The sequence below is a fragment of the Kitasatospora sp. NPDC051705 genome (assembly GCF_044453265.1).
GTDB lineage: Bacteria > Actinomycetota > Actinomycetes > Streptomycetales > Streptomycetaceae > Kitasatospora.
In genome coordinates this window covers 374,317-399,158 of record NZ_JBITCO010000001.1, presented here as the reverse complement: position 1 = coordinate 399,158, position 24,842 = coordinate 374,317, and the positions used below count along the sequence as shown (strand labels likewise).

At 74.6% G+C, this 24,842-nt stretch carries 24 protein-coding genes and 1 pseudogene; 14 read left to right on the top strand and 11 right to left on the bottom strand.

What is annotated here, in order from left to right; all coding sequences use genetic code 11:
* Positions 1-11: 11 nt before the first annotated feature.
* On the bottom strand, positions 12-662 hold the full coding sequence (locus ACIA8Q_RS01865; RefSeq protein ID WP_360206540.1) for a hypothetical protein: 651 nt from the start codon (positions 660-662) through the stop codon (positions 12-14).
* A 230-nt stretch (positions 663-892) separates the two neighbouring features.
* A complete protein-coding gene (locus ACIA8Q_RS01860; RefSeq protein WP_360206538.1) occupies positions 893-1,525 on the bottom strand; it encodes a sigma-70 family RNA polymerase sigma factor in 633 nt (210 codons plus the stop codon).
* Between the two features lie 226 nt (positions 1,526-1,751).
* On the opposite strand from ACIA8Q_RS01860, the gene ACIA8Q_RS01855 reads away from it, so the two are divergent.
* From ACIA8Q_RS01855 to ACIA8Q_RS01840, 4 genes are all read left to right on the top strand, one after another.
* On the top strand, positions 1,752-2,555 hold the full coding sequence (locus tag ACIA8Q_RS01855; RefSeq protein ID WP_360206535.1) for an SAM-dependent methyltransferase: 804 nt from the start codon (positions 1,752-1,754) through the stop codon (positions 2,553-2,555).
* Positions 2,556-2,706: 151 nt separating this feature from the next.
* Entirely contained in the window at positions 2,707-3,717 is a 1,011-nt protein-coding gene (locus ACIA8Q_RS01850; protein ID WP_360206532.1) for a hypothetical protein, read from the top strand.
* 78 nt (positions 3,718-3,795) lie between these two features.
* On the top strand, positions 3,796-4,596 hold the full coding sequence (locus tag ACIA8Q_RS01845) for an SDR family NAD(P)-dependent oxidoreductase (RefSeq protein WP_360206530.1): 801 nt from the start codon (positions 3,796-3,798) through the stop codon (positions 4,594-4,596).
* A 7-nt stretch (positions 4,597-4,603) separates the two neighbouring features.
* Positions 4,604-5,341 carry a polysaccharide deacetylase family protein gene (locus ACIA8Q_RS01840; RefSeq protein WP_360206527.1) on the top strand — a complete coding sequence of 246 codons (738 nt, stop codon included), beginning with the start codon at positions 4,604-4,606 and terminating at the stop codon, positions 5,339-5,341.
* 75 nt (positions 5,342-5,416) lie between these two features.
* On the opposite strand, the gene ACIA8Q_RS01835 is transcribed toward ACIA8Q_RS01840, so the two are convergent.
* The 3 genes from ACIA8Q_RS01835 to ACIA8Q_RS01825 all read right to left on the bottom strand — a co-directional run bounded on the left by ACIA8Q_RS01835 (position 5,417) and on the right by ACIA8Q_RS01825 (position 8,762).
* On the bottom strand, positions 5,417-6,496 hold the full coding sequence (locus tag ACIA8Q_RS01835; RefSeq protein ID WP_396316597.1) for a hypothetical protein: 1,080 nt from the start codon (positions 6,494-6,496) through the stop codon (positions 5,417-5,419).
* A 12-nt stretch (positions 6,497-6,508) separates the two neighbouring features.
* Positions 6,509-7,453, bottom strand: coding sequence for an NAD-dependent epimerase/dehydratase family protein (locus tag ACIA8Q_RS01830; RefSeq protein WP_360206523.1), 945 nt, complete (start codon positions 7,451-7,453; stop codon positions 6,509-6,511).
* 184 nt (positions 7,454-7,637) lie between these two features.
* Complete coding sequence (locus ACIA8Q_RS01825; RefSeq protein WP_360206520.1) at positions 7,638-8,762, bottom strand: DegT/DnrJ/EryC1/StrS family aminotransferase; 1,125 nt, start codon at positions 8,760-8,762, stop codon at positions 7,638-7,640.
* Between the two features lie 413 nt (positions 8,763-9,175).
* On the opposite strand from ACIA8Q_RS01825, the gene ACIA8Q_RS01820 reads away from it, so the two are divergent.
* From ACIA8Q_RS01820 to ACIA8Q_RS01805, 4 genes are all read left to right on the top strand, one after another.
* A complete protein-coding gene (locus ACIA8Q_RS01820; RefSeq protein ID WP_387900144.1) occupies positions 9,176-11,371 on the top strand; it encodes an MMPL family transporter in 2,196 nt (731 codons plus the stop codon).
* A 320-nt stretch (positions 11,372-11,691) separates the two neighbouring features.
* Positions 11,692-13,074 carry a sensor histidine kinase gene (locus tag ACIA8Q_RS01815; RefSeq protein ID WP_396316596.1) on the top strand — a complete coding sequence of 461 codons (1,383 nt, stop codon included), beginning with the start codon at positions 11,692-11,694 and terminating at the stop codon, positions 13,072-13,074.
* Positions 13,071-13,745 carry a response regulator transcription factor gene (locus ACIA8Q_RS01810; RefSeq protein ID WP_360206511.1) on the top strand — a complete coding sequence of 225 codons (675 nt, stop codon included), beginning with the start codon at positions 13,071-13,073 and terminating at the stop codon, positions 13,743-13,745. The genes ACIA8Q_RS01815 and ACIA8Q_RS01810 overlap by 4 nt, the downstream gene beginning before the upstream one ends.
* 224 nt (positions 13,746-13,969) lie before the next feature.
* Positions 13,970-14,620 carry a hypothetical protein gene (locus tag ACIA8Q_RS01805; RefSeq protein WP_360206508.1) on the top strand — a complete coding sequence of 217 codons (651 nt, stop codon included), beginning with the start codon at positions 13,970-13,972 and terminating at the stop codon, positions 14,618-14,620.
* A gap of 307 nt (positions 14,621-14,927) precedes the next feature.
* On the opposite strand, the gene ACIA8Q_RS01800 is transcribed toward ACIA8Q_RS01805, so the two are convergent.
* Positions 14,928-15,671 carry a DUF4097 family beta strand repeat-containing protein gene (locus ACIA8Q_RS01800; protein ID WP_360206506.1) on the bottom strand — a complete coding sequence of 248 codons (744 nt, stop codon included), beginning with the start codon at positions 15,669-15,671 and terminating at the stop codon, positions 14,928-14,930.
* 267 nt (positions 15,672-15,938) lie between these two features.
* Positions 15,939-16,097, bottom strand: a complete 159-nt coding sequence (locus tag ACIA8Q_RS01795) for a hypothetical protein (RefSeq protein ID WP_360206581.1) — start codon at positions 16,095-16,097, stop codon at positions 15,939-15,941.
* Between ACIA8Q_RS01795 and ACIA8Q_RS01790 the strand changes: the two are divergent.
* Positions 16,032-16,432: pseudogene (locus ACIA8Q_RS01790) on the top strand (alpha/beta fold hydrolase); the annotation flags it as partial. The gene ACIA8Q_RS01795 and the pseudogene ACIA8Q_RS01790 sit on opposite strands and share 66 nt — an antisense overlap.
* Positions 16,433-16,676: 244 nt before the next feature.
* A complete protein-coding gene (locus tag ACIA8Q_RS01785; protein WP_360206503.1) occupies positions 16,677-17,216 on the top strand; it encodes a hypothetical protein in 540 nt (179 codons plus the stop codon).
* Between the two features lie 79 nt (positions 17,217-17,295).
* Here ACIA8Q_RS01785 and ACIA8Q_RS01780 read toward each other — a convergent pair whose 3' ends face one another.
* Positions 17,296-17,862 carry an RICIN domain-containing protein gene (locus ACIA8Q_RS01780; protein ID WP_360206500.1) on the bottom strand — a complete coding sequence of 189 codons (567 nt, stop codon included), beginning with the start codon at positions 17,860-17,862 and terminating at the stop codon, positions 17,296-17,298.
* Positions 17,863-18,362: 500 nt separating this feature from the next.
* Between ACIA8Q_RS01780 and ACIA8Q_RS01775 the strand changes: the two genes are divergently transcribed.
* Positions 18,363-19,166: an alpha/beta fold hydrolase gene (locus ACIA8Q_RS01775; protein ID WP_360206497.1), complete on the top strand. Its 804-nt coding sequence runs from the start codon at positions 18,363-18,365 to the stop codon at positions 19,164-19,166.
* A gap of 105 nt (positions 19,167-19,271) precedes the next feature.
* On the opposite strand, the gene ACIA8Q_RS01770 is transcribed toward ACIA8Q_RS01775, so the two are convergent.
* Complete coding sequence (locus ACIA8Q_RS01770) at positions 19,272-20,090, bottom strand: alpha/beta hydrolase (RefSeq protein WP_360206494.1); 819 nt, start codon at positions 20,088-20,090, stop codon at positions 19,272-19,274.
* Between the two features lie 142 nt (positions 20,091-20,232).
* Positions 20,233-20,898, bottom strand: coding sequence for a DUF4097 family beta strand repeat-containing protein (locus ACIA8Q_RS01765; RefSeq protein WP_396316595.1), 666 nt, complete (start codon positions 20,896-20,898; stop codon positions 20,233-20,235).
* 363 nt (positions 20,899-21,261) lie between these two features.
* On the opposite strand from ACIA8Q_RS01765, the gene ACIA8Q_RS01760 reads away from it, so the two are divergent.
* Positions 21,262-22,146 (top strand): helix-turn-helix domain-containing protein, encoded by an 885-nt coding sequence (locus ACIA8Q_RS01760; protein ID WP_396316594.1) that lies wholly within the window; start codon positions 21,262-21,264, stop codon positions 22,144-22,146.
* 98 nt (positions 22,147-22,244) lie between these two features.
* On the top strand, positions 22,245-22,826 hold the full coding sequence (locus ACIA8Q_RS01755) for a hypothetical protein (protein WP_396316593.1): 582 nt from the start codon (positions 22,245-22,247) through the stop codon (positions 22,824-22,826).
* Positions 22,827-22,848: 22 nt separating this feature from the next.
* Here ACIA8Q_RS01755 and ACIA8Q_RS01750 read toward each other — a convergent pair whose 3' ends face one another.
* Positions 22,849-23,877 (bottom strand): NAD(P)-dependent alcohol dehydrogenase, encoded by a 1,029-nt coding sequence (locus ACIA8Q_RS01750; RefSeq protein ID WP_360206480.1) that lies wholly within the window; start codon positions 23,875-23,877, stop codon positions 22,849-22,851.
* A gap of 227 nt (positions 23,878-24,104) precedes the next feature.
* On the opposite strand from ACIA8Q_RS01750, the gene ACIA8Q_RS01745 reads away from it, so the two are divergent.
* Positions 24,105-24,770 carry a TetR/AcrR family transcriptional regulator gene (locus ACIA8Q_RS01745; protein ID WP_360206477.1) on the top strand — a complete coding sequence of 222 codons (666 nt, stop codon included), beginning with the start codon at positions 24,105-24,107 and terminating at the stop codon, positions 24,768-24,770.
* Positions 24,771-24,842: the final 72 nt, after the last annotated feature.

Genomic DNA, 24,842 nt, shown 5'->3' with positions numbered 1-24,842 from the left:
GCGTCGGCCGCTCACTCCAACGGGTCGTCGACGCCCTCCCACCCCAGCTGCCACGAACACGCGGACGTGGCGCCGGAGGTGAGCCCCCACGGGCTCGGCACCTCCTCCTCGTCCGGGTCGCCCCGCACCGGCAGCCGGTCGATCACCGCGACCAACCGCGGTGGCAGCTGCGGTGCCAGACCACGGTGCACCCGGGAGAGGATGTCGCGCCGGACGTCGTCCGGCAGCAGCGGCCGGCTCATCCGCAACGCGCCAGGCCCGGGCGGGCGTTCGGTTCGCGCGAGCTGGTCGGACCAGGCCCGCCAGTAGTCCGCGTCGTCGGTCTCGCCGAGCATCAGGTGGTGCAGGTGCAGGCAGTACGCGGCCGTCCCGCTGCCGGATCCGGCAGCGAAGCGCCACCAGAACTCCGCGCCCTCCTCGCGGCCGGTGGCGTAGAGCAGCGCGGCGAACACCTCCGCCCCCTCGGGCTGGATCCGCCGTGCGTTGACGAGCAGGTCGAGCCCTCGGGAGGCGTCCGGCGCACCCAGCACCAGGGCCACCACCAGACCCAGTTCGAAGGCGGCCTGCTCGTGCTCCGAGGGCAGGTGTGCGGGCGCGGCGGTGAGCCGGGCCTGACGCACCGCGGCGATCCGCTCGGCGTGGGCCCGCTCGGGCCGGGGCACGTGGAGCGGGGTGCGCCCCCCGGCGTTGGGGCACGCCCCGTCCCCGGTGCACACGCGGTCGGCGGGACGGGGCCCGTCCGCTGCCTGCGCCCCGTCGGACGGTTCGGTCCCGTCGGACGGTTCCGCTCCATCGGCCGGGTCTGTCCGGTGGGCCGGTTCCGCCGGGTAGGCCGGTTCCGCCGGGTCGTCGCCGAGCCTCCCGTCGGGCCGGCCGGTGGTCGGGCGGCGGGTCACAGGTCCCCCGCGTGGTCCGGGAGTTCGCCCACCCCGAGCCGCCGGGCGAGCCGCTCGCGGGCGTGCCGCAGGTTCGAGTGCACCGTCGCCACCGGCCGTCCCAGGTACGCGGCGATCACCTTGACGTGCAAGCCGAGCAGGTAGCGCAGGATGACCACGTCCCGCTGGCGGTCGGGCAGTTCGAGGATCGCCGCGTACAGCCGCACCTCGTCCGCCTCGCTGTGCAGCAGTCCGTTCGCGACCTGCTTGAACGCGCCGATCACCGCCGCGAAGGTGACCGCCTCGACCGCCACCGGCTCCTCGGCGGCCACCCAGTCCGCCACGTGCCGGTTGGCCAGCCGCCAGGCGTACGCGGCCGGTTCCTCGAAGCGCAGGACCTGCGGCCAGCAGCGGGCCAGGTCCGCCTTGACGGCGTCGACCAGCAGTTCGGCGTCGGTCCGGCTGCCTATCCGGGTCAACGCGAGGGCGTGCCAGGCGGGTTCGTGCGTCTCGCAGAACGCCGCGTAGGTGAGGTCGAAGCGCTGGCCGAGGTCGGTGCCGGCCCCCCGGTCCGGCCCGGCCGTGCCGGTGCGCTCCACCGTGGCGGCTCCCCGGTACCCGCGCACGGGCGCACCCCTGTCGATCGTCATCGAGCCTGCTTTCCGTGGCCGACGGCTGCCCGCCGGGCCACTCGAGGGTCGGGCTGTCCGTGCCCATCCTCATTCCACCAGGCCTGTCACTCCAGGCTGCAATCCGAATACAGATTGTCATCTCGTGGTATCTGGTGACCAGTTGAGCGGCGCGGCGCGGGATTGGCCCTTCGATACGGTGGGCAGCAATCGTCAGGTGCCCGCACCGGCCCAAGGGGGGAACGCGATGAGCCTCTACGACGGAGTCGACCTGCGACTGAACGTGCCGCACTCGGCCCGGATGTACGACTACTACCTCGGTGGCTTCACCAACTTCGCCGCCGACCGCGAGGCCGCCGGCCACGCCCTCGCCGTCGCGCCCTGGCTGCGCGCCGCCGCCCGCGCCAACCGGGCCTTCGTCCACCGCTCCACCCGCGCCCTCGCCCAGGCCGGCATCGACCAGTTCCTCGACATCGGCACCGGCATCCCCACCTCGCCCAACCTCCACGAGGTCGCCCAGCGCGTCCAGCCGCGCGCCCGCGTCGTCTACGCCGACAACGACCCGATCGTGCTCTCGCACGCCCAGGCCCTGCTCACCGGCACCCCCGAGGGGCGCACCGCCTACGTCGAGGCCGACGTCACCGACCCGGCCGACGTGCTCGCCTCGCCCGGCGTGCGCGACACCATCGACCTCGACCGTCCGGTCGCGCTCTCCCTCAACGCCCTCCTGCACTTCGTCCCCGACGCGCGCGGCGCCTACGGCATCGTCGAGCACCTCAAGTCGGCGCTCGCCCCCGGCAGCGCCCTGGTGATGACCCACGTCACCCCCGAGTTCGCCCCGGAGGAGATCGGCCGGCTGGTGCGCATCTACGAGTCCGCCGGCACCGCGGCCCAGGCCCGCACCCTGCCCGAGTTCACCCGGTTCTTCGACGGCTGGACCCTGATCGCCCCCGGCGCCGTCCCCACCCCGCACTGGCGGCCCACCCCCGCCGACCCGCCCGTCAGCGCCGCCGAGGCCTGCGCCTACGCCGCGGTGGCTCTCCGGCCCTGACTCCGGTGCCTCCCCGCGGCCGGCCCGCCCCCGCCTCCCCGCGGCCGGCTGCGCGCGCCGCCCCGCGGCCCGCCGGGCGGGCCCGTGCGGCGGTGCCCCCGCGGGCCCAGACTGGTGGTGGACCGATGCCGCCGGCGAGGCTGGGAGAGGCATGCTGCTCGGACTCACCACCGCGCTGGTCGCGACCGTCTGCTTCGGCCTCGGGGCCGTGTTCCAGGCCCGCGGGGCGCGCTCCGCGCCGCGGGCGGACCGCGTGCGGGCCGGGCTGCTGGCCGCGCTGGTGCGGTCCTGGCAGTTCCTGGTGGGGACGGCGCTGGACATCGTGGGCTTCCTGCTGAGCATCGTGGCGCTGCGCAGCCTGCCGCTCTTCCTGGTGCAGGCCGTCACCAACGCCAGCCTGGCGGTGACGGCGCTCGCCGCCGTCTGGCTGCTGGGCGCCCGGCTGCGCCGGGGCGACGCGGCCGGGATCCTCGGCGTGGTCGTCGGTCTGAGCCTGCTCGCGCTCGGCTCCGGCCGGGAGGGGCGGGAGTACGCCCCGGCTGCGTTCCACTGGGCGCTGCTCGCGACGACCGCCGTGATGCTCCTGCTCACCCTCGTGCTGGTGCGTCGGGAGGGCAACGCGGCCGCGGCCGGTCTCGGGCTGCTGGCCGGGGTGGGCTTCGGGGTGACGAGCCTGGCCGTGCGGGTGCTGGACACCTCCGGTGCGGTCGGGGTGCTCACCGATCCGGCGGCGTACGCACTGGCCGTCGGCGGCCTCGGCGGCTACCTCGCGTACGCGCTCGCGCTGCAGCGCGGCACGGTGACGGCCGCGACCGCCGCGGGCACGGTCGCCGAGACCTTCGGGCCCGCGCTGGTCGGCGTGGCGGCGCTCGGGGACGCGGCGCGCCCCGGATTCGAGTGGTGCGCGCTGACGGGCTTCGCGGTGGCCGTCGGCGGCACCTTCCTGCTGTCCCGCTTCGGCGAGCTGGAGGGCGAGTCGGCTGAGGCGTTCGCCGGCGCGGCCCGTGACGCCGGTGGCCGCACGGATGCCGGCACGGGGACGGGCGCGGACGGAGGCCCGGAGGCGGCCGGCGGTCCGGAGCCGGACGGGGACGCGGACGACGACGGCGGTCCGCGGCCGGACGGGGACCGGCGGGCAAGGCGGGCCGTTCCGCCCCGGTAGCCCGGACGGCGCCGCCGTGCGAAGGTGACTTGCCGGACAAATCGGACGGCGAGACGCCCATGGATCGGCAGGTGCGCGATGGCGGACGAAGACCGGGACGACCTCCGACCCGGCCCCCGGAGCTCCGGGCCCGCCGAGCGCCCCGTCGCCCTCGTCACCGGGGCGTCCTCCGGCATCGGCCGGGCCACCGCCGTCCGGCTGGCCGACGCCGGCTGGCACACCCTGCTCTCCGGCACCGACCGCACCCGCCTCGAGGAGCTCGCCGCCCGCACCGGCGGTGTCGCCCTGCCCGAGGACCTCAGCAAGCCGGACGGCCCCGCCCGCCTCGCCGAGGCCGCCGTCGCCGAGACCGGGCGGGTGGACGCGCTGGTGGCCAGCGCCGGCCTGGGGTGGCGCGGCGCCTTCGCCGACACCCCGTCGGACACCCTGGACCGGATGATCGAGGTCAACCTCGCCGCTCCGCTGCGGCTGGTCCGCCTCCTCCTGCCGGGCATGCTGGAGCGCCGCCACGGCCGGATCGTGCTGCTCGGCTCGATCGCCGGCCAGGTGGGCGTGCGCGACGAGTCGGGCTACTCGGCGACCAAGGGCGGGCTGGCGATGTTCGCGGAGAGCCTCTGGTACGAGCTGCGCGGCACCGGCGTCGGAGTGCGGCTGGTGCTGCCGGGAGCGGTGGACACGCCGTTCTTCGACCGGCGCGGCACGCCCTACCAGCGGGAGCGCCCGCGGCCCGTCCCGGCGGAGCGGGTCGCGGCCACCGTCGTCGCGACCATCACCACCGAGCGCGACCGCCTGTACGTGCCGCACTGGCTCGGGTTCCCGGCCCGGATCCACGGCGTGGCGCCGGGCGTGTTCCGGCGCATGGCCTCCCGCTTCGGGTGAGCTCCGGGTGAGCACGGCGACCAGGGTGCTCGCCGCCGCCGCGGCGGCCGAGTTCCTGCACCTGGCCCCGGCCGCGGTCCGCCTGCCGGTGCTGCGCCGCACGCTGGCCCGCCGCACCGCCGGCCACGGCACCGCCCCGGGCCACGTCGCACTGACCTTCGACGACGGCCCGGACCCGCGCAGCACTCCCTACGTCCTGGACGCGCTGGACGCCCTGGCCGGGCCCGGCCGGGTGCGGGCCACCTTCTTCCTGCTCGGCTCGATGCTGGAACGCGCCCCCGCCCTCGGCGCGGAGCTGGTGGCGCGCGGTCACGAGGTGGCCGTGCACGGCTGGTTCCACCGCTCTCAGTGGTACCCGGCCCCGGCCCGTGACCTGCGCGAACTGCGCCGCGCCGGGGCGGCGGTGACCGACCTGTGCGGGGCCCGCCCGCTCTGGTACCGCCCGCCGTACGGGGTGCTGACCGCCGGGCCCGCGCTGGCCGCGCGCCGCCTGGGCCTGCGCAGTGTGCTCTGGACGGCGTGGGGCCGGGACTGGACGGCGGAGGCCACCGGGCGCACCGTCCTCGAGACCGCCCGCCCCGGCCTCACCGCCGGCGCCACCCTCCTCCTGCACGACTCCGACTGCACCTCCGCCCCGGGTTCCTGGCGCGCGACGCTCGACGCGCTCCCGCTGATCGCGGCCCACTGCCGCGAGCACGGGCTCACCCTCGGCCCGCTGCGCGACCACGGCATCCCGCTGCCCTGAACGGCCGGGTCCGGTTCACCCGGTCCGGAGCCGGCGCCCTCGACTCGCGTGACCCGACGGCGTACCGGCGCTCCCTCAGTCGAGCCCGACCCGTTCGAGCGCGGCCGCGAAGCCCCGGTTCCAGCCGTCCGGGCTGGCGCCGGGCGAGGGGGGCGGCTCCGGGCGGTCGAGGGCGGCGAGCGCGTTGCGGACCACGTCGGCGGGCCGGGCGGTGACGACGTCGGCGTGCCCGAGCTCCAGTTCGTGCTGCAGGTTGTCCCGCCCGTGCCCCTGGACGACGTCGAGCAGCAGCAGCCGCCGGCCGAGCGCGCGGGCCTCGCTGCAGGTGTCGCCGGAGCTGGTGACGACGAGGTCGGCGGCGGCCATCAGGGCCGGGATCCGGTCGGTGTACCCGAAGGGGCGCAGCCGCGGCTCCCGGCGGGCGGCCGCCCGCAGCCGGTCCTCCAGTTCCCGGTTGCGGCCGGCGACGGCGAGCACGTGCGGGCCGGCCGCGGCGAGCGAGGCGGCGGTGCGGGCGAGCGGCCCGAGGCCCCAGGAGCCGGACATCAGCAGCACGCACGGCCCGTGCGCCGGGACGCCCAGTTCGGCGCGGGCCGCGGCACGTGCGGGCGGCCGGTAGAACGGCTCCCGCAGCGGCGCGGGCAGCACGGAGACGGCGGCGTCCGGCCGGTAGCGGCGGACGGCGCAGGCGGCGACCTCGGAGGTGACCAGGAAGAGGTCGGTGCCCTCCTGCACCCAGAGCCGGTGCGGCGTCACGTCGGTGCAGAACACGAAGTGCCGGAAGCCGCGCTCCGGCAGCCGGTTGACGGCCGAGGTGGCGGTGGCGAAGACGGACACCACCAGCTGCGGCCGCTGCGCCGCGACCAGCTCCCGCAGGGCCGGGAGCAGCCGGGCGCGGGCGGCGGCGTCGGCGAGCAGCGCGATCCGGGCGCCCGGGCGCAGCGCCGAGAAGTGGAAGGCGTCGTACACGCCGGGGAGGTCGAGCAGCCGCCGGAACACGGCCTCCCCGGCGGCACCCGAGCGCTGGCCGAGCAGGGCCATCGCGTCCACGGTGCAGGTGGTCCAGCCCCGGGCCCGCAGGGTGTCGGCGCAGGCCCGGGCCATCACGTCGTGGCCCTGGCCGAGGGAGCCGGAGACCAGCAGCGCGTGCGGCACGGACGGCTCCGGTCAGGAGGCGGTGGGGGTGGCGGCGGTGGCCCGGTACCAGTCCGCGTACCGCCGCACGCCCTCGGCGAAGTTGGTCCGCGGGGACCAGCCAAGCAGCCGCTTGGCCTGGGCGGAGGAGATCCGCCGCCCGGCGTAGTCGGCCTTGCGGCCGTCGATGTGCTCGATGCTGACGGGCCCGAGCAGCTCGTCGACGGTGTCGGCGATGTCGCGCACCGAGACGGCCGTCGAGCCCTCCAGGGCGAAGGTCTGGTCCTCGGCGGCGAGCGAGAGGGCCCGGACGTGGGCGTCGGCCAGGTCCTCGACGTAGACGAAGTTGCGGCTCTGCCGGCCGTCCCCGGCGATGGTGATCGGCCGTCCGGTCAGCGCCGCCTGGACGAACCGGGCGACGACCAGCTCGTCGCGCATCCGGGGCCCGTACGGGATGCCGTAGCGCAGGATGGTGAAGTGCTGCCCGTAGAGCTCGCGGTAGCTGTGCACGAGCATCTCGGCGGCGAGCTTGGTGGCCACGTAGAGGTGCCCGCTGTGCTCCAGCTCGATCGGCACGTGCTCGTCCAGCTCCTGTTCCCCGCCGTCGAGTTGCTCGTCGGTGAGGGCGGCGCCGTAGACCCACACGGTGCTCGCCAGGACGGTGCGGCTGAGCCCGCTGCGCCGGGCGGCCTCCAGGACGGTCTCGGTGCCGTCGATGTTGGTGCGCACGGCGCGCACCGGGTCGGCGGAGACCTGTTCCACGTCGGCCATCGCGGCGAGGTGGTAGACCACTTCGCTGCCGGCCAGGGCGGCGGTGAGGGCCGGGAGGTCGAGGACGTCGATCCTGGCGTGTTCGGCGTCGGGGTTGAGGTACTTGTCGGTGGTGTCGACCGCGAGGACCTCGTGGCCCGCCGCGATCAGGTGGTCCACGACGTGTGAGCCGATGAATCCGCATCCCCCGGTGACGGCTATGCGCACGATCTCTCTCCTTGTCGAGCCCTTGTCGGTGCGTGGTCTCTGCGTGGTCGAAGGGTGGTCGGCCTGGTCGGAGGTCCGGGCGGTCCCGTCCGGTGGGCCTGTCCGGCGAGCCGGGCGGCCCGGGCGGTCCCGGTGGCCTCGGCGGTCCCTTCGGTCCCGGGCGGTCGGGCCGCGGGCGGTCCGGTCACCCGGCGAGCCGCCGGTGGACCGCCGAGACGGCCTCGATGACCTGCTCGGTCTCGTCCCCGGTCATGTCGGAGTGCACCGGCAGGCAGACCTGCCGCGCGCAGACGTCCTCGGCGACGGGCAGCGCCTCGCGCCGGTAGGGGGCGAGCACGGGCTGCAGGTGCAGCGGCAGGTCGTACACCTCGCCGGACAGCCGCACCCCGTACTCCTCGGAGACCGCCCGCTTGAAGGCCGCGCGGTCCACCCCGGCGGGCAGCAGCGCCACGTACTTGTAGTAGTTGCCGCGGGAGCCGGGCGGTTCGAGCACCGGCTCCAGGCCGTCCAGCCCGGCCAGCGCCTCGTCGTAGCGGCGGGCGACGGCCCGGCGGGTCTCGATGAACTCCTTGAGCCGGCGCAGGTGGACGGCGCCGACGGCGGCGTGCAGCTCGCTCATCCGCCAGGAGTAGCCGAGCCGTACGTGGTGGTTCGTGGTGAAGGATCCCTTGCCCTGGTCACGGTAGGTGCGGGCCTCGTCGCGCAGCTCCGGCGACTCGGTGAGGACCATTCCGCCCTCGCCGCTGGTGGTGACCTTGGTCGGGTAGAAGGAGAAGGCCCCGGCCAGACCGAAGGTCCCGGCGGCGCGCCCGTCGTGGCTGCTGCCGTGCGCGTGCGCGGCGTCCTCCACCAGCGGGATCCCGTGCCGGTCGCAGAGCGCGCGCAGCGCGCCGACCTCCGGGGTGACCAGCCCGCCGATGTGCACCAGCACGACGGCGGCGGTGTCCGGGGTGAGCGCCGCGGACAGCGTCGCGGGGGAGAGGGCGAGGGTGGCCGGGTCGACGTCGGCGATCACCGGGCGTCCGCCCGCGTGCAGCACGGCGCCGGCCGTCGCGTAGAAGGTGACGGCGGGGACGACGACGTCGCGGCCCCGCACGTCGACGCTGCGCAGGATCACCTCCAGCGCGGCGGTGCCGCTGCTCACCGCGACGGCGTGCGAGGCGCCGTGCTCGGCGGCGAAGGCCTGTTCGAAGCGTTCGGTCCACGGGCCGAGGGTGAGGGCGCCGGTGGCGAGCATCTCCGTCACCGCGTCCGCGACGGCCGCGCGGTCGCTCTCGTCGAACACGATGCGGGCGGCTGGAACGCCCATGGGCACCTCCGGCGGCGGGCTGGGGTCAGCACCGATCGGGACGGGTCGCTCCGGACCGGGGCAGATCGGTCCGGGCCAGGCACATCACGCTACTTCGCCGGGCTGCCCGCGGCCCGTCGTCGCCGCCCGCACGGGTGACGCCGGGGCCGCGGCGGCCCGCCCGCCGGGGCCCCGCGGGGCCGCCCGAGACACCTCCGGGAGTAGGTACGACTGCTTCCGCCGCAGGCCGTGCGCTCCGCCGTCCGGGGGAGGGGTGTACTGCGTCCGCAGTACGCAAACGGCCTGCGCAGGGACGACGACGGAGGAGGGGCCGGCGATCAAGGATTGGTCATGCTGCGGGCGGACCGCGCCGTGAGGCGTCGATCCGGCCGCGGCGCGCACTGTGCCCGACATCCTGAAGGAGTCCACTCTCCGTGGCCACGTTCCTGTACCGCCTGGGCCGATGGGCCTTCGTCCGGCGCCGGCTGGTGTCCCTGCTCTGGGTCGCCGTGCTGGCGGTCTGCGGAGTCCTGGCGGCCAAGGCGCCCGCCGCGCCCGACGACGGCTTCGCGATGCCCGGCACGGAGGCGCAGCAGGCCTTCGACCTGATGAACGAGCGCTTCCCCGGCGGGCACGCCGACGGCGCCTCGGCCCGGCTGGTCTTCGTCGCGCCGTCCGGGCAGAAGATCACCGCCGAGTCCAACCAGCAGGCGGTGGAGCGGACGGTCGCCGAGCTCGCCCACGCCCCGGAGGTCACCGGCACGGTCAGCCCGTTCAAGGCCGGTGCCGTCTCCAAGGACGGCACCACCGCCTACGCGACGGTGAGCTACTCGGTGAAGGCGGGCACGCTGTCCACGGGCGCCACCGACGCCCTGCAGCAGGCCGCCCAGCACGGGCGGGACGCCGGGCTGAAGGTCGAGGTCGGCGGCAACGCGCTGACGGCCAAGCCCGAGGCGGGCGGCAGCAGCGAGGCGATCGGCATGGCGCTGTCCGCGGTGGTCCTGGTGATCACCTTCGGTTCGCTGGTCGCCGCCGGGCTGCCGCTGCTCACCGCGGTGGTCGGCGTCGGCCTGGGCATGGCCCTGATCACCGCGTTCGGCAGCATGCTCGGCCTCTCCTCGACCACCGGCACGCTCGCGATGATGCTCGGCCTCGCGGTCGGCATCGACTACGCGGTGTTCATCGTCTCGCGCTACCGGGCCGAGCTCGCCGAGGGGCGCACCCCGCAGGAGGCCGCCGGCCGGGCCGTCGGCACCGCCGGGTCCGCGGTGGTGTTCGCCGGTCTCACCGTGGTCATCGCCCTCGCCGGGCTCTCGGTGGTGGGCATCCCGATCCTCGCCAAGATGGGCATGGCGGCCGCCGGCACCGTGGTCGTCGCCGTGCTGGTCGCGCTCACCCTGGTCCCCGCGCTGCTCGGCTTCATCGGCCGCCGGGTGCTGCCCCGCAAGGTCCGCAAGGCCCGGGGCGCGGTCGAGTCGAAGCGCGAGAACGGCGGCTCCCGGTGGGCGCGGTTCGTGCTGCGCCGCCCGCTCGCCGTGCTGCTCGGCGGCGTGATCGGCCTCGGCGTGCTCGCCGCCCCCGCGCTCGACCTGCGGCTCGGCCTCCCGGGGGACGAGTCCAAGCCCGTCTCCACCACCCAGCGCCGTGCCTACGACCTGCTCTCCGAGGGCTTCGGCCCCGGCTTCAACGGGCCGCTGACGGTCCTGGTCGACGCCAAGGGCACCGCCGACCCGAAGGCCGCTGCGGGCGAGGTCGCCAAGACGGTCGCCGCGCTGCCCGGCGTGGTCTCGGTCGCCCCGCCGATGTTCAACAAGGCGGGCGACACCGCCCTGCTGAACGCGGTCCCCGCCACCGGTCCCAGCGAGGCCCGGACGAAGGACCTGGTCCACGCCATCCGCGGCCACGCCGACGGCCTCAGGTCGGCCACCGGCGCGACGGTCCTGGTCAGCGGCACGACGGCGATGAACATCGACGTCTCGCAGAAGCTCACCGACGCGCTCGTGCCCTACCTCGCGGTGGTCGTCGGCCTCGCCGTCATCCTGCTGCTGGTGGTCTTCCGCTCCGTCCTCGTCCCGCTGAAGGCGGCGCTCGGGTTCCTGCTCTCGGTGGCCGCCGCGCTCGGCGCGGTCGTCGCGGTCTTCCAGTGGGGGTGGCTGGCCGACCTCATCGGCGTCGAGCAGACCGGGCCGGTGATGAGCATGATGCCGATCTTCATGATCGGCGTGGTCTTCGGCCTCGCCATGGACTACGAGGTGTTCCTGGTCACCCGGATCCGCGAGGGCTTCGTCCACGGCGAGCGGCCCGCCGAGGCCATCGTCACCGGCTTCCGCCACAACGCCCGGGTGGTCACCGCCGCCGCCTTCATCATGATCGCCGTCTTCGCGGGGTTCATCGGGATGAGCGAGCCGATGATCAAGATGATGGGCCTGGGTCTGGCCGCGGCCGTCGCCTTCGACGCCTTCGTGGTCCGGATGACGATCGTGCCCGCGGTCCTGGCCCTGCTCGGCCGCCACGCCTGGTGGCTGCCGCGCTGGCTTGACCGGCTGATACCGGACGTCGACGTCGAGGGCAGCAAGCTGCAGACGGCGGCCCCGGAGCCGACCCCGGTCCGGGAGTCCGTCGGCGTGTAGCGCCGCACTCCGGGTGGGGCGGGCCCGTCCCGCCCTGCCCGACCCGGCGGTCCGGTCTGATCCGCGGGCCCCTCCGGCCCGCTGACCCGTCCGGCCCGCCGGCCCCTCCGGTCCCTCAGCCGGGGCCCGCCCCTCCTCACGGGGGCGGGCCCCGGCTCGGACACCGGTTCGAGCCCGTACCGTTACCGTTGCTGTCGGGGCGCCACCGCGGCCGCCCCCCTCGACCCGGCCCGCCCCGCCCACCCGGGCGCGGCCCGGCACGACCTGGCAGACCCCGGCGAGGGTGCCGCCAGGGCACCCCCGACCCGGAGAGCACCACGATGAGCGACACCTGGCAGCGGCTGCGCCGCGACCACCCCCGGCTGTTCGACGTCGCCGGCGGCGCCACGCTGATCCTGATGACCGGCGTCGGCGCCACCGTCGACCAGACCGGCCACTACACCGGCTTCCGCCCGCTCACCAGCATCATCGCGCTGCTCTCCGCCGTCACGGTGTTCGCCCACCGCCGCCACCCGCGCGCGGTGGTCGCCGTCACCCTGCTCTGCACGATGGCGCTCACCCTCACCAGCCCCCGGCTCACCTCCGGACTCGCCACCCCCCTGCTCGTCGCCCTCTACTTCCTCGCGGTCCGCACCGACCGCGCCACCGCGCTGCGCGCCTCCATCGCCACCGCCGCGCTGCTCACCGGCCTGTCCGTGCTGGCCGACGGCGTCGGCCCGATCGGCGAGCGGCTCGGCGTCCTCGCCTGGGCCCTGCTCCCCGGCGCCCTCGGCGACTCCATCCGCAACCGCCGCGCCCACCTCGCCGCCATCGAGGAGCGCGCCGAACGCGCCGAGCGCACCCGCGAGGAGGAGGCCCGCCGCCGGGTCGCCGACGAGCGGATCCGGATCGCCCGCGACCTGCACGACGTCGTCGCCCACCACATCGCCCTCGCCAACGCCCAGGCCGGCATCGCCGTCTACCTCATGGACAGCCACCCCACCCAGGCCCGCGAGGTGCTCAGCCACATCACCGACGCCACCGGCTCCGCGCTCCAGGAGCTGCGCGCCACCGTCGGCCTGCTGCGCCGCGCCGAGGATCGGGCCCCGCTCGAACCCGCGCCCGGCCTGGACCGGCTGCCGGAGCTGATCGGCGCCTTCGAACGCACCGGCCTGCCGGTCCGGCTCACCGTCGAGGGCGAGGCCCGGGCGCTGTCGCCCGGCGTCGACCTCACCGCCTACCGGATCGTCCAGGAGGCGCTGACCAACGTGGCCAGGCACGCCCGGGGCGCCGGCGCGGAGCTCACCCTGGCGTACCGCGGCAGCCGGGTCGCCGTCACCGTGGCCAACGGGCGCCCGCCGGCCGACGGGCACACCCGGCCCACCCTGCCGCCGCACGCGGCCCCGGGGGAGAGCGGCTTCGGCCTGATCGGCATGCGCGAGCGGGCCGCCGCCGTCGGCGGCCGCCTCACCGCGGACCGGTGCGCCGACGGCGGCTTCCTGGTCACCGCCGAACTCCCGCTGCGCACCGGTGCCCGCGACGACGGTTCGGCCCGGGAGGGCGGCGTCGGCGGTGACGCCGTTCGGCGGGGCCCGCTGCGGGACGGCGTCGCGCGGTGCGCCGGCGGGGGCGAGGACCAGGACGCCCGGTCCGTTCGAGCCGCCCGGTCCGTCCGAGCCGTTCGACCCGTCCGTTCCGTTCCAGACGACAGGGGCCACGCATGACCATCCGGGTACTGCTCGCCGACGACCAGGCACTGCTGCGCGGCGCCTTCCGGGTCCTGATCGACGCCGAGGAGGACATGGAGGTGGTGGGGGAGGCCGCCGACGGCCACCAGGCCGTCGAGCTCGCCCGTACCACCCGCCCCGACGTCGTCCTGATGGACATCCGGATGCCGGGCTCCGACGGCCTCGGCGCGACCGCAGCCATCTGCTCGGACGAGGAGTTGAGCGGCACCCGGGTGCTCATCCTCACCACCTTCGAGATCGACGAGTACGTGGCGCAGGCGCTGCGCGCGGGCGCCGGCGGCTTCCTGGGCAAGGGGGCGGACCCGGCCGAGCTGCTTGCCGCCGTCCGCACCGTCGCCGCCGGGGACGCCCTCCTCTCCCCGGCCGCCACCCGCGCCGTGATCGACCAGCTCCTCGCCCAGCCCGATCCGGCGGCCGGCGGCGCCTCCGAGCGGCTGGCCGTGCTGACCGCCCGCGAGCGCGAGGTCATGGCGATGGCCGCCACCGGACTCACCAACGAGGAGATCGCCGAGCGGATGTTCGTCAGCCCGTTCACCGTGCGGACCCACGTCCACCGTGCGATGGCCAAGCTCGACGCCCGGGACCGCGCCCAACTCGTGGCCATCGCCTACCAGTCCGGTCTGGTTCCGCCCGGCCGGCCGAGCTGACCGGCGCCGGCCGTCGCCGTGGCACCACCGGCGCGGCACCACCGCTTCCGTGGCGGCACCACCGCCGTGACATAACCCGCCGCGACACGGTCGAATCCTGATCCGAGAAATCGTCAAAGTCTGGCCGAATGTTAATGATTCGGCCTTCAGCCTGCCCGAAAACGTCCTCCGAACTGGTGTATCCGCGAGTAGTCTGCCGGTGACTCAGGATGAGGAGGATGGTCGTGGAAACGAAGGACACGGCAGGCGAGGTGCGGACTTTCCAGCCGTTGCCCGGGCGTCCGGCGGACGCCGCGCAGGACTTCGACCTGCGGCTGACCCGGCTGCTGGGCCTGCTCGGGGTCGACGCCGCCTACGGGCCCGACTTCCCGAGCGCGGCGCGGTGGGAGGTCCACAAGGCGCTCGCGGGCCGGTCGGACCTGCCCGAGGAGTACTTCCAGGCGCTGCTGGAGGCCGCGGTCCACGACCCCAACCCGAGCTTCAACCGGCGCTTCGTCGAGCCGGCGCTGCTCGCCTTCGGCCAGCGCAGGGTCCGGCTGACCCTGCTCGGCTACCTGCACACCGGCACCAACGCCGAGCGGGCCGGCGCCGCCCGGGCCTGGTACTGGACGTCCCTGTCCGTCGGGGACGCCCGCAACCGGGCCGCCGAGGACGAGGGGTCGACCGTCCGGGACGCCTGGTACCAGGCCGCGCTGCGGGAGTTCGTCGCCAACGAGGACCTTGACGTCCGGCGCTCCATCCTCCCCGGGCTGCCCCTCGTGCCGCGCGCCTACCCGGCGCAGCTGCACGCCCTGGTGGAGACCGCGGTGGCCATCGCGCGTTCGCACCCCGACGAGTACATCCGCCACCGCGCCGAGGTCCAGGTCGCCCTCTGACCGGTTCCCCCGGGTTCGTGCCCGGCAGGTTCGCACCGGCGGTGTTCGTACCGGTCGGGTTCGTGTAAGTCGGGTTGGTGTAGGTCGGGTTCGTGCCCGGCAGGTTCGTGCCCGGAGCGTGAATTCAGGGTGCCACCACCACGAGGTGCCTGTTCGCGTGCGATCCTGCGCGCGCCGGCGACGCATGCCGTGCAGTCGGGCCGAACCCGGGGCGGTCCGGACGTCCGGACCGGTCCCCGGAGTGCGGGTGGCGCGGGCGGGGTGGAGCGGTCTGCGGTGGCGGCGGACCGCTCCACCGGCCGTCCGATCAGCCGGTCTTGACGGTGATCTCGCCGATGTCGGTGCCGAGGTCCAGGCGGTACTTGCCGTTCGGGTCGTTCTGGACGCCGATGTGCTTCTCGCCCAGGTCGGTCGAGGCACTGACGTGGTAGGCGGCGGTCGGCACCGTCACCTTGATCTCGCCGTTGGAGGTCCTCGCCGTGATGTCCTGGGCCTTGCCGGGGGTGAGCGTGATCCCGCCGTTGTCGGTCTTGGCGTGGACCTTGTCGCCCTTGAGCGTGGTCCCCTTGATGTCGCCGTTGTCGGTGCGCACGTCGACCGCCCCGGCGACGTCGTCGAGTGCGATGTCGCCCGAACTGGTGTGCACCGTGACCTCTCCGACCTGCGAGAGCTTGACCCCGCCCGAGGACGTCCCGCCGCTGATCGGCAGCCCCGGCGGCAGTTCGACGGTGTAGTCCACCGAGCAGTTGCGTCCGCAGCCGCCCAGCACCAGCACGCCGCCCTCCACCCGGGTGGTCGCGCCGGGCTTGTCGCTCCGGTAGGTGATCGCGCGGTGCACCGCGGCCTGGGTGGCGCCGGCCTTGCCGCGGACGGTCACGTCCCCGGCGGAGGTGTCCAGCCGCACAGCGGTGATCCGGTCCGACACGGTCGCGTCGTCGTCGAACCTCGTCCCGACCGGGTTGCAGGCGCTGAGCACCCCGACCGCCAGCCCGCCGACCGCGAGCGCCCCTGCGTAACGCTGGTAGTGACCCATGATCAGTTCCCCCCACATCGTGCACATCGTGCGCGTTCGTCCCGTGAAAACCCCGTATGACCGCTCCTGTCCGGAGCCGTCCCGACGACAGTAACCGCGCGTGGTGGCCCGGGTCGGTGGTATTAACCCCCCAATGCACCCGGAGGCAGCCCGTACCCGCGGGCCCCGCGCCCGGCCGTCACCACCCCGTCGCCCACCGGCGGCCGCGCCGACGGATCCGCCTCGACCCGCCGCCCCTCCCCGCCCGTTCTGGAGCCCACGGACCACCGCGAGACGCCGGCCCGCCTATCCCTCATCGGTCTCCTGGCCGACGGCTTCGTTGGCGCGGTCGATCTCGGCCATGTGCTCCTCCGCCCAGGTCCGCAGCCCCGCGAGCGCGTGACGAACGGCGTCCGGCTCAACGTCGCGATCGCCGGGGACGGACCGGCGGTCCTCCTGCTGCACGGCTTCCCGCACACCTGGCGGCTCTGGGGCGGCATCATGGGCCGGCTGGCCGGGCGGTACCGGGTCATCGCCCCGGACCTGCGAGGCTTCGGTGCCACTACCGGGCCCTGCCCACCAGCGCGCAGCAGATCCAGGACGCCGTGGCGACGGCCCGGCTGACCATGCCCACCATGGCCGTCGGCTCGCACCCCGTCGGCACCGGGCTCGAACGCCAACTCCGTCCCGTCGCCGATGACCTGGTCGGACACCAGCTCCAGGACTGCGGCCACATCATCCCCCTCGACCGCCCGGACGCCTTGTTCGCGCTCCTCGCCCCCTTCCTCTCCGCCGATCTGCGGAGTGACCGGAGCGGAGCCGAAGGAGAAGGCGGCGATGACGGTGACGCGACGCCGGTAGCACCGGGCAGGACCGCAGAGGGCGTTCTGCTCACGGTGCCCTGCTCGTCCGCCGCACGCCGATCGTCACCCGAACAGGGGGTGTGAGGGGGATTCGGCGGACTGCGGCGGCCGGGCGGCCTACGCTGCGAACGGGCGGGCCGGGTGCCGGCCGAGGCCGTCCGAGGGAATCGAGGAGGAGCCCGTGTCATCGTCCTGCGACCCCCAGGACGCCCCCGTCGGTGATGTGGGGGCGGCGCTCATGGTGATCGACTCGCGGCTCAGGGCCGTGTACGGGGGAAGGACCGATCCCGACCCCGAACAGCAGCGGCTGGTCGCCCAGTTCGCCGATTCGCTGGGCCCCGATGGGTTCGACGCGTTGTTGGACGGCGCCTGCACGCTCATCTTCATGTACATGAACTGGCTGCGGACGGTCTGCGAGAACCACGACGAGGACGTCATCGAGTACGTGGTGCCCAGCATGGTGGCCACGATGCGGATGATGCCCCTGACCTTCCGTCCCGAGGTGGTCCCCACCATGGCGGGCCTGCTGGTCGCCGCGGGCAGTGGTCTGAGCCCCAACCTGTGGCGCGCGCAGTACGGGCCCTGGACCGATGCCGAGATGAATCCGCTGGAGGCCACGGCCGCCCTGCTCGCGGAGCGCATCAACCGGATGTCCGGCGGCGACCAGGACTTCGCCACCCGACTGATCACCGACGCCCTGTCCGGCCTCGACGAGGACTGACCCGCCCGGGCCCGGCGCGCCGAAGGCCCTGCCGGATCCGCCGTCCCGGCAGGGCCTGCGCGTCGCGCGGTTCCGCGTCTCAGTAGCGCTTGATCGCGGTGATCCACGCCTTGTTCGCCTGGGCGACGCCGTCGTACGCGCCGGGCCACTGGCGGGCGGGGGCGCCGTCGTCGGTGCGCCAGTCGGCGATCTCCAGCATCAGCGCCGAGTTGAAGTTGGCGAGGGCGAGTTCGCCGCGGTCGCCGAGGGTGCCGGCGTAGTTCCAGTGCTGGTTGCCGCCCCAGGTGCAGGCCCACTGGCGGGCGGGTGCCCCGGGGTCGGTGCGCCAGTCGGCGATCTCCAGGCACTTGCCGGAGTTGCGGTTCACCAGCTCGAAGCCGCCGTTGTCGGGCACGTAGTCCCACATCTGGTTGGCGCCGCCGGTGCAGGCCCACTGGCGGGCGGGGGCGCCGTCGTCGGTGCGCCAGTCGGCGATCTCCAGGCACTTGCCGGAGTTGGCGTTGACCAGCGTGCTGGAGGTCGGGTTGCCGAAGCTGCCGCCGGCGGCGGAGGCGGGGGCGGCCGGCAGGGCGGCGGCCAGGGCCAGGGCGGCGCCGGCGGCGACCGCGGCCGGTCGGATGCGGGGGGAGGTGGTGCGGAGGGTCAAGGCGGACCGGTCCCTTGGGGAAGTGCTCGCGGGCGGAGCTCGTGGGGGAGAGGGGAGAGGGGAGAGGGCGGGGCACGGCGGACGCCCAGTACCCGGATCCGCGTCGGACCGGGCCCCGGCACAATGCCACAGGGCCCGTCCCCCACAGCCCGGACACGTGCCCGGACCGCCGACGCGCGAGAACTCTACGCAGGCACGGGTAAACCCCGGGCCAGGTGATGATCAAGATTCGGTACGGTCGTCTTCTCGCGGGTCATGGGCCGAGGAGCCTGCCTCGACGCGGGGGCGGACCCGTGGCCGGGCCGTCCGCCGGATGACCACCCGTCAGCCGGGCGCCGTACCGCCCCCGTCCGGGGCGTCGTCGCGGCCCCATCCCCGGCGGCGTACCGCCCCCCCCACCCCCGGGTGTCGTCGTCGCACCCCATTGCATATCAGGGCCCTGATACATGTAAGGTCTCTGTTGAACCTGATGCTGCGCCACCCCGCCCGGAGGAACGACCGTGACCAGCCACGCCCCGCTCGACCGCATCGTCGCCGGCACCGGACCGGGTCTCGTCCTCATCCACGGCACCGGCGCCGAGGCCGCCTCCAACTGGGGCCCCCTCATCGACGCGGTGCGCGACCGCTACACCGTCGTCGCCCCGAACCTGCCCGGCGCGGGCGGCACCGCCCCCGAACCGGACCCCCTCGACCTCGACCACCTCGCCGACCGGGTCGTCGCCACCGCCCGCGCCGCCGGGCTCCACCGCTTCCACCTGGTCGGCCACTCGGTGGGCGCCGCCGTCGCCACCGCCGTCGGGGCCCGCCACCCCGGCGCCGTCGCCTCGCTCGTCCTACACGCCGGATGGGTCAGGACGACCCCGCGCGAGGCCTTCATGTTCGACCTGTGGGCACGCCTGCTGCGCACCGACCGGGACCTACTGGCCCGCGAACTGGTCCTCACCGCGATGGGCCCCGACCTCCTCGCCGCCCTCGACGACGCCCAGTTCGCCGAGATGGCCGCGAGCTTCACCGCCATGCTCGACGACCGCATCCTCGGCCAGATCGAGCTGGACGCCCGGGTCGACCTGCGCGACGCGGTGCGCCGCATCAGCGCGCCCACCCTCGTGCTGGCCAGCGCGGACGACCGGGTCATCCCGCCGCACCACCAGCGCGAACTCGCCGCCGCCATCGCCCGCGCCGAGTACCTGGAGGTCCCGGGCGGGCACGGCCTGCCGTTCGAGGACCCGGACCGCTTCTTCTCGGCCGTCACCGAGTACGTGGACAAGTGCCAGGCCCGGGAGGCCGCGGCCGCCGCCACCTGATCCCCGGCGTCCCCGGCGCCCCACCCACCCGGCCGGCCGGCCGTTTGGCCGGCCGGCCGTCTCCGGCCCCGCGGTCGGCCCCGCGGTCGGACGCGGGGCCGACCGTCAGCGCCCGCCACGGTCGGCGGCCGCGACCTCGCTCACCGCGTCGGCGACGGCGCGGTGGTCCTTCTTCAGGATCGCCCCGTGGTTGCTCGCGACCTTCGCGCTGACCTCGATGTTCGGGTTGCGGGTGGTCACGCCGTCGAGGCTGGTGCGGATCCGCTCCTGCTCGTCGCCGCGGCTCCCGAGGGAGGACCCCGACGCGACCACGTACCGCACCGGGACGGTGATGCCGTCCAGCACGGGGCTCAGAGCGCTCTCGCGGGAGATCCGCCCGAGCTCGATGTTGCAGTCCGACATCTCGTCGGCCGTCATCCGCGGGGTCAGGCCGGTCGGGCGCGCCAGCGGGAGGAACCAGCTCCACTGCCGGAACTGCTTGCGGATCCGCTGTTCCATGGCCTCGTCCAGCCAGTCGTACGGGAATGCGCCGTCGACCAGGACCGCGCCCAGGGCGCGCTGCGGGTTCCTGGCGGCCCAGTGCGCCGCCACGAACGCCCCGTAGGACCAGCCCACCACCAGCGCCCGGTCCACGCCGCGGGCCGCGAGGACGGCGTCGACGTCGCGGACGGCGGCCTCGAAGGAGTAGTCGGACGAGCGCCCGGACTTCCGGCCGCGGGCCCGCTCGTCGTAGGTGATGTGCCGCCAGTCCGTCCCCAGGTCGGTGATGACGTGCCGCCAGTACCCCTGGGTGGCGAACTGGCCGTTGAGGTAGAGCACGGGAATGCCGGGGCCGCCGCTGTCGGTGACGGCCAGGGCCGTGTCGTCGACCGGGACCATGCCGGTCCACTGCCGGGCGGTCGAGGTGCTGCTGTTCTTCGCCATGGTGTTCCCCCTGGTCGTGTCGTGCCGTGTCGTGTCGTGCCGTGTCGTGATGAGTCGAGTCGCGCCGAGTTGCCGTTGCGCCGCGTTGCGCCGGGCCGGGTCGGGTCGTGCCGGTGTGCCGGAGCGCCCCGGTGGTGTTCCGTCAGAGGCTGCGCGCGGTGATGTCGCCCTGGGAGGTGGTGGCGCGGATGTCGAGTCCGAGGGTGCCGTCGTTGCGCAGGGCGTTGCTGATGCGGCCGTGGCCGGTGCCGGCGTCGAGGGTGGCCGAGACGCCGGCGGCGGCACCGACGGTGATGTCGCCGGACTGGGTGCCGAGCACGACCGCTCCGCGCACCGCCTCGGTGATCCGGATGTCGCCGCGTGCGGTGCTGATCCGGGCGGGGCCGGTGAGGCGGCCGATCTCGACGTCGCCGTCGACCGCGGTCAGGCGCACGCTCGCCGCCTCGTCGATCTTGATCTGCCGGTACGCGCCGTCGAAGTGGACGTCGCCGAGGCGGCCGACGCCGCGCAGCTCGCAGCTGGCGGTCCTGGCCTCGACGCGGGAGCCGACGGGCAGCTTGACGGTGACCTCCAGGGCTCCCGAGGGGCCGAAGAGCCGGTTCGCCGGTTCGGGGGTGCTGATCCGGAGGACGCCGTCGGCGTGGGTGACGGTGGTCTGCTCGGCGGTCTGGACGTCGCGGCCCTTGGCGGGGTTGGCGGGCCGGACCTCGACGGTGGTGTCGCCGCGGTCGGCGGCGATGAACTGGACGCGCCCGGCCGGGATGTCCAGGACGGCGGCGATCGGGGCGGGGGTGTCGAACTTCTGCATCGTGCGCTCCTGTGCTCGGTTGCCTGCGTGCTGTTTTCTGGCAAGAGAAACGCTACGTTGCTTTCCATATCTCGGCAACATGCTTGTTGCGCAAAAACTCTTACTCTGCAGGTCAAGTGACAGTTTTCATTGCAATGGTCTCTCGCCTAACGCAACGCCAGTGACTCGCGGCATTGCAATGGGTTGGAGGTGAACGCTATGGTGAGGGCGCAGGGCCCCGGCGAAGGGGAACCGGGGGGCGCCGAGGGATGCCGAGGGCCACGAGGAACACCGCCAGGGGTCGTGAAGTGCGCCGTCCGCCAACAGCCGTCACGAACCGTCGAACACGGTCGAAGACCGTCGAGGAACACCGAGGAGACCGCGATGCCGGGAGGCAGGCTCACCCAGCAGGAACGCCAGCAGATCGCGCTGGGGCTGGCCGACAGCCTCCCCTACGCCGAGATCGCCCGGCGCCTGGACCGCCCGACCTCGACGGTCACCCGTGAGGTGATGCGCAACGGCGGCCCGACCTCCTACCGCGCCGACCTGGCCCACCGCGCCACCGAGCACCGCGCGCACCGGCGCCGGCCCGTGGCCCCCCGGGGTCCGGAGTCCGGCCCCCAGCCGGACGGGCGCGACCCCGAGGCCGTGCGCGAGTACGAGGAGTCGCTCACCACCATCCTCATGCACTCGGGCCTGCCCAAGATGACGGCCCGGGTGCTGGCCTGCCTCTACACCACCGACGCGGGCAGCCTCACCGCCGCCGACCTCGCCGGGCGCCTGCAGGTCAGCCCGGCGTCCGTCTCCAAGGCGGTCACGCTCCTGGAGGGCCTGGAGCTCATCCGCCGGCAGCGCGACGAACGGCGCCGCGAGCGCTACATCGTCGACGACGACCTCTGGTACCAGTCGATGATCCGCAGCGCCCGGGACAATGCCACGTTCAGCGAGGCCGCCCGACAGGGCGTCGGCGTCCTCGGTCCCGGCACCCCGGCTGCCACCCGGCTGGAGAACGTCGCCCGCTTCCTCGACTTCGTCTCCGAGGGCATCGTCCGCGCCGCGGAACAGGCCCGTGACGTGCTCTACACCAGGCCCGAAACTCCCCAGGCCGCCGCCGACGCCGGCACCCCGGCCGCCGCCGACGCCGGCACCCCGGCCGCCGCCGACGCCGGCACCCCGGCCGCCGCCGACGCCGGCACCCCGGCCGCCGCCGACGCCGGCACGGCCGCCGACTCACCCGCCACCGCCGGGCCCGGCCCGGTCCGCGGCTAGGCGATCTCGTTCGGAGCATCGCATCATCGGATCGTCGGGTCCGGTGTGTCGTCGACCGGTGCTCCGTGGGCCCGGACCTGGCCGTCCGAGGCGGCCCGGTGCCGTGCCTCGGTTCCGAGCAGGGCGGCGGCTTTCAGGGTCTCCGACCAGCTGCCCGTTCCGAGTTCCTCCACGGGGCGCAGGAGGTCGGTGGCCTCCCCGACGACGAGATCTGGTTCACCGTCGATGCCCGGGCGGAGCCGTACACCCACCTCTTCCCCGGCACCCGCCTGGAGAAGGGCCTGCCCACCGACGCCCGGGGCGCCGTCCACTTCTCCCACCACAGCGCCGAGACCGGGCGGACCTACACCGCCGACGCGGAGGTGGACTGTCTGGCCACCGGTGGCCCGGTCGCCACGCTGACGGCCGTCGTCACCAGGTCGGACACCGGCGAGGTCGGTCATCGCATAGGCCTGAGCATCTACCAGGGCCGCGACGGGGGCCGCGTCGACGGGAGCGGCGGGGGTGCCGGCCGTGACGGTGCTCGCCTCGGGTTCTCCTGGGGCGTGGGGAACGTGGACGTGGGCGCCGACGGCAAGCCGTACCAGCCGGTGGTCGGCACCTGCATGGCACCGGCCCCCTTCGCACCGGTCCTGCGAGGCGGATTCACCGTCCACCACACCGAGTTGGAGGTGCGATGACACCAGGGCGTCACCCGAGGCATCACCCGGCGGGGGCGGCGATGGCCACCTTGCCCACGGCGCGGCCGTGGAGCAGGTGCCGGACGGCGGCCGCCGCCTCGGCGAGCGGGTAGACGCGGTCCACGACGGGGCTGAGCGTGCCCGCGTCGATCAGGGCGGTCAGGTCGCGCAGCCCGTCGGCGTGCTCGGAGGCGATGAAGGTCCCCAGGGTCTGGCGTGTGAAGGGAGAGAGCGCCTGGGCGCGCAATTGCCGGTCGGTGCCGCCGAGCCAACGGCCTTCCGTCTCACCGCCGGTGATGACGAGCCTGCCGCGGGTCGACAGGGCGCGGCGCAGATCCCTGAGGCTGCGGTTGCCCGCGATGTCGACGATGACGTCGTAGCGCCGCGGGTCGGCGAGGAAGTCCTCGCGGGTGTGGTCGATGACGTGGTCGGCGCCCAGGGCCCGTACGGCGTCGAGTTTGGGGGTGCTCGCGACGGCCGTGACGTGGGCTCCGAGGGCGTGGGCGAGTTGGACGGCGAAGGTGCCCACGCCGCCGGAGGCCCCGGTGATCAGGACGTGTCGGCCCTCCTGGACCTGCCCCCGGTCGCGGACGGCCTGGAGCGCGGTGAGCGCACTGATCGGTACCGTCGCCGCCTCCTCGAAGGAGAGCCCGGCCGGCTTGGTGGCGATCCGGTCGGGGCGGGCGACGGCGTACTCCGCGAAGGCGGCCGGTGCCGTGCCGTAGACCTCGTCGCCGGGTGCGAACCCGCTCACGCCGGGGCCGACGGCCGCGACGACGCCGGCGATGGTGCGGCCGGGGTTGGCCAGCTTCGGCCGGCGCAGTCCGCTCACGGGCCGCACCGCGTACGGCAGGCCGGCCATCAGGTGCCAGGTGCCCCGGTCGACGCTGGAGGCGCGTACCCGTACCAGCACCTCGCCCGGTCCGGCATCCGGCCGGGCCAGGCGTGCCACCTGCAGCACGGCCTCCGGCTCGGCGCCGTAGCACTCCTGCGTGATGGCCGTCATCGTCCCGGCCGTCCTGGTGGGGGTCCGTCTGGTCGTGTTCTGCATCGTCCCTGCTCCCGCCTCCGCCGCCGCGCCCTTGCGAACTTACGGCGTAAGTCTCACTTACGCCGTAAGTACAGCACTTACGGCGTAAGGTCGTCAATGCCGGGAGTTCGCGGGCGCCCGGCCGGCCCGCGGCCGCCCGAAACCGCCCGAAACCTCCTGTGACCGCCCGACCAGCCCGCGAGAGTCCCTCACCGCCCCCGAGGCCACGACAGAAAGCGATCGCCGCTGTGACCCGACGCACCACCCCGCCCCAGCCCCGCGAGGCGCTCACCCGGCAGCGGGTGCTGCTCGCCGCCGTCCGGCTCGCCGACGCCGGCGGCCTGGAGACGCTCAGCATGCGCAGGCTCGGGGAAGCCGTCGGGGTCGAGGCGATGTCCCTCTACAACCACGTGGCCAACAAGGAGGACCTGCTCGACGGCATGGTCGACCTGGTCTTCGGCGAGGTCGACCTGCCCGCCCCGGGCGAGCCCTGGCGGGAGGCGATGCGCCGACGGGCGGACTCCATGCGCCTGGTGCTGTCCCGCCACCGCTGGGCCATCGGGCTCATGGAGTCGCGGGCGAACCCGGGCCCGGCCACCCTGCGCCACCACGACGCCGTCCTCGGCTGCCTGCGGCGTGCCGGGTTCTCCCTCACCCTGACCGCCCACGCCGTCTCGGTCCTCGACAGCTACATCTACGGGTTCGCCCTGCAGGAGAAGACGCTGCCCTTCGACACGCCGGAGGAGACCGCCGCACTGGCCGAGTCCATCGCGGCCGGCTTCGCCGACGGGCAATACCCGTACCTGGCCGAGATCGCGACCGCCCACGTGATGCGCCCCGGGTACTCCTACGGCGACGAGTTCACCTTCGGGCTCGACCTGGTCCTCGACGGTCTCCAGCAGGCCGCCGGTTGACCAGGCCTGCCAGCGAAGCGCAGCGCGACCCGCACCCGGCGGACCGGCTCCCCACCGCCCGCCGCATCGCCC